The organism is Psychrobacter fozii, from assembly GCF_003217155.1.
In the GTDB taxonomy this organism is placed as follows: Bacteria; Pseudomonadota; Gammaproteobacteria; order Pseudomonadales; family Moraxellaceae; genus Psychrobacter; species Psychrobacter fozii.
In genome coordinates, this window is sequence record NZ_QJSU01000020.1 from 1 (window position 1) to 3,336 (window position 3,336).

At 40.3% G+C, this 3,336-nt stretch carries 4 protein-coding genes; all 4 read right to left on the reverse strand.

The genetic code is table 11. The features are described from left to right. Positions 1-488 (reverse strand): GTP-binding protein (locus DFP82_RS14575; protein WP_110924442.1); only part of this gene is annotated, 488 nt, incomplete at its 3' end. A 4-nt stretch (positions 489-492) separates the two neighbouring features. Continuing rightward, positions 493-1,239, reverse strand: a complete 747-nt coding sequence (locus tag DFP82_RS14580) for a BLUF domain-containing protein (RefSeq protein WP_110924443.1) — start codon at positions 1,237-1,239, stop codon at positions 493-495. A 181-nt stretch (positions 1,240-1,420) separates the two neighbouring features. Continuing rightward, positions 1,421-1,780: a hypothetical protein gene (locus DFP82_RS14585; protein ID WP_110924444.1), complete on the reverse strand. Its 360-nt coding sequence runs from the start codon at positions 1,778-1,780 to the stop codon at positions 1,421-1,423. A gap of 545 nt (positions 1,781-2,325) precedes the next feature. Further along, a partial coding sequence (locus DFP82_RS14590; RefSeq protein WP_110924445.1) for a Na+/H+ antiporter NhaC family protein occupies positions 2,326-3,336 on the reverse strand: 1,011 nt, incomplete at its 5' end.

The following is a 3,336-nucleotide window of genomic DNA, read 5'->3' on the forward strand; positions in this document are numbered from 1 at the left end:
GCGGACTCTCTACTTCTAGGATCGGTGTTGATCACGGGGGCCACTACATTGTGCTGCATCAACATGATTCTGATTTCTTGACCAAGTGCTGATAGACTCTCCTTATCAGCATCTTCACAGTGGGTGATAGCGATGACACAAGTGGTCTCGTTTTTTTCTGGTTCGAAGAAGGTGAGCAGTTTATCCATATTGGCATAATCAGGGGTTTCACCATAGCGAATCAATATGAGTAGTCCCCACAGAGACTGGTTGACGAATTCCCATAAAAAGGAAAAACGTTCTTGTCCTGGTACGCCATAGATGCCTAAAGCCATGTCATCCGACAGTGTGATCCGTCCGTAATCAATGCCGACTGTGGTGTACTCTTTACCGATATCGATACTAGACTTCGCTTCTGTCTCGATAGGACTGATTTCACTCAGTGTTTGGACCAATTGAGTTTTTCCGGCACCCACTTCACCAATGATAGCTAGCTTCTGATAGTTCAATTTTTTACCTCATTCCTAAGAATTTTTTGATCGCGCCATAAAATTTATTAGGCTTTTTCTCACTGACCACTGCTTTCTCTACTAATGGCTCAGCTTCTGTGACGCTTAAGATGCCTGATCGTTCAAACTCTCTGACAATTTGTGTGACTTGTTGAGGTGTGCCAAATTCGCCACTATCTGCCAAAAAGTTAAATGGATACGGTTTTTTGGTCAATTTGATACATAGATTCATAATCATTTGAGGATTACTTTCATTATTCAGGTCAGGCCATGACAATAATCGCAAGTTCTTACCTTGATAGTATTCATCAGGAACTGTGTCGATTTTATCTATATCAATAAAAGGCTTAATACGTTTTTTTTGATAGTCATCAAAGTTATTGAAAATGATTCTATGGTTCTCTACAAAGGTACTAAAGAAAACACCTTGATCTACAAAGTTGAATACACTAACACCCCAATTGGGAAAGCTACGTTCAATAATATCTACGTCCAAAAAAGCCCAAATATCTTCGTGTCTAGGATCGGCAGCTATCTTAGCCATGAGTTTGTCTACTTCAAAATTTGGCCCTTCTAATACTTGGAAATACTGACCTTCACGATAAGAGACGATCCCAGTAATTTGCGACTTTGGGTTATGCTCACGAGAGGCACTAATAATCTCTGATAACCCTGTAGGCATACGAACACTATGTTCACGAATTGACGCTCTGCTGATAGGTGCTCTGCTAACGTATGCAATACATTTCATTTTACCACCATTTAATAAGACATCTAAGGATCAGTTAACTCATTGTCGGACATAAAGATCACATTCGTTATGCAATAGGTTTATATAACGAATATGATCTTGTTGCTCATAATCTTCAATAAAGTAAAAGCAACAAGAACATATCGATCAGCATTCATTAGGTTGAATATTGCCAACCAAATTATAGTTCTAGATTGTTTTCCACTGACTGTACTTTACGACGTGCTAGTGCAAGATTGGCTTTAGCCTTATCAAGCACCAAATAGATAAACAAATCTTCATGCTTAGATGCAGGACGGATGATGTGTAGTTGTGACTCTAACGTGATTAAGATATCGTCAATCTCACCTTTGATATCAAGTGACTTCATGGTAGCGACTTTCGCTTTGACGACTTGTGAGTTGCCTGCAGCAGCAAGCTCTAGATCAACACCGCCACCAGTCATACCCAGTACCATGCCTGACATATAGTCGACGATACAGCCGCCCATAGCGCCATCAAGGCTCATTAACTCTTGTAAAGACTCATTAATATTTGACATATTCTTCCCTATCCATGTGGTTATGATTCAATAAATTAATTTAATCGATGAAATACATTCGTTACTTAACAATACTAAACTAAATTCCAATTACTAGTTAACTAACTTAGCCGTTAAACTGCTTTAAGGCAACTATTAAATTTTGAGACATCTATGGCAGTAATACATCAATAACTAATTCTTATTAGCAGAAATGACACACCATACTTATTACAAAAATTAACATTAATTAGTAGATTTTATTATACACACATATTAAACCTAAAAGCACGTTTATTAGAAATATTCACAACCAAGTAAAAGTCTTTGGATAAGAAGAAATAGAAAAACCTGATTGTCACAACTTTATGGCTTGGCATAAACACGATTGATGCGTTAATTTATGCCAATAATAAGAAAGGATAATATTTTGAGTACTTCTCTTGAGGGAATTACTACCAATCTTTGAAAGTCTATTGGTAAAAATTGAATGAAATACTTTCATTTAGAAAAAGGTTGTATTCAATAATAACTCACCTAATCCAAACGACGACTAAATAACTCACCTAATCCAAACGACGACTAATAGTCACTCCCGTAAAGCCAAAGAGCAGCGTTAGTAGTAACGACAAATAACAGAAAAACGCATAAGGCAGGTAATCCAATACCGGCACCCCTAATGCCTGACTGATAAACACTCCGCACACACTCCAAGGCACCAATGGATTAATCACCGTCCCCGCATCCTCAATCGTACGAGACAGATTCTTTGGATGTAAGTTCAAACGCTCAAACGTCGAACGAAAAGCCGTCCCTGACAGTAAAATACTTAAATACTGCTCACCGATGAGCACATTGATGCTCAGTGCTGACATCGCTGCTGCAAAGATAGCCCGTCCTGATGTCGTCAACGTGTCTTTGATACCAGATAACAATGCTGGTAACACACCCAATGCCGTGAGCAACCCGCCGAGACTAAGTGCCAATATCACAATCGCTTGCGTAAAGAACATACTTTGTACACCGCCACGTGACAGCATTCCCCCTACTTCACCCAGCTCTAATGACTCAGCAGGTGCATACCCTGCAAACAGATAGCCGCCTAATTGTCCAAAGCTTGGGCTGCTGTGTATATAAGTGATGATAAGCGCCACAGCGATGGTACAGATAATCGTATAGATGGCGTTGACTCGAAAGACAGCCAGTCCGACCAACACCACAAACGGTAATACCGCATAGTTTTGTACCAAGCCACTGTCGATCAGCTGCCCTTGTAGAATAGTTACCTGACTAAGATCAGAACCCGCTGTCTGACCTGAGAACATCCAAAACAAGATAACTGTGAGTATCCAAGCAGGAACGGTGGTGTACATCATATTGCGAATGTGTTCAAACAGGTCAATACCGACAACAGAGGATGCGATGGTACAGGTATCAGACAAGGGAGACATCTTATCGCCAAAGAACGCTCCTGAGACGACAGCACCAGCTGCTATCGCTACATTGGCATCAAAGGCATTACTCATGCCAATAAACGCCACACCCAAGGTTGCAGCGGTAGTCAAACTACTACCCAG

Coding starts and splice junctions, on each gene's coding strand:
- DFP82_RS14585 (WP_110924444.1), bottom strand. CDS start 1,780: ATGTCAAATATTAATGAGTCTTTACAAGAGTTAATGAGCCTTGATGGC.
- DFP82_RS14580 (WP_110924443.1), bottom strand. CDS start 1,239: ATGAAATGTATTGCATACGTTAGCAGAGCACCTATCAGCAGAGCGTCA.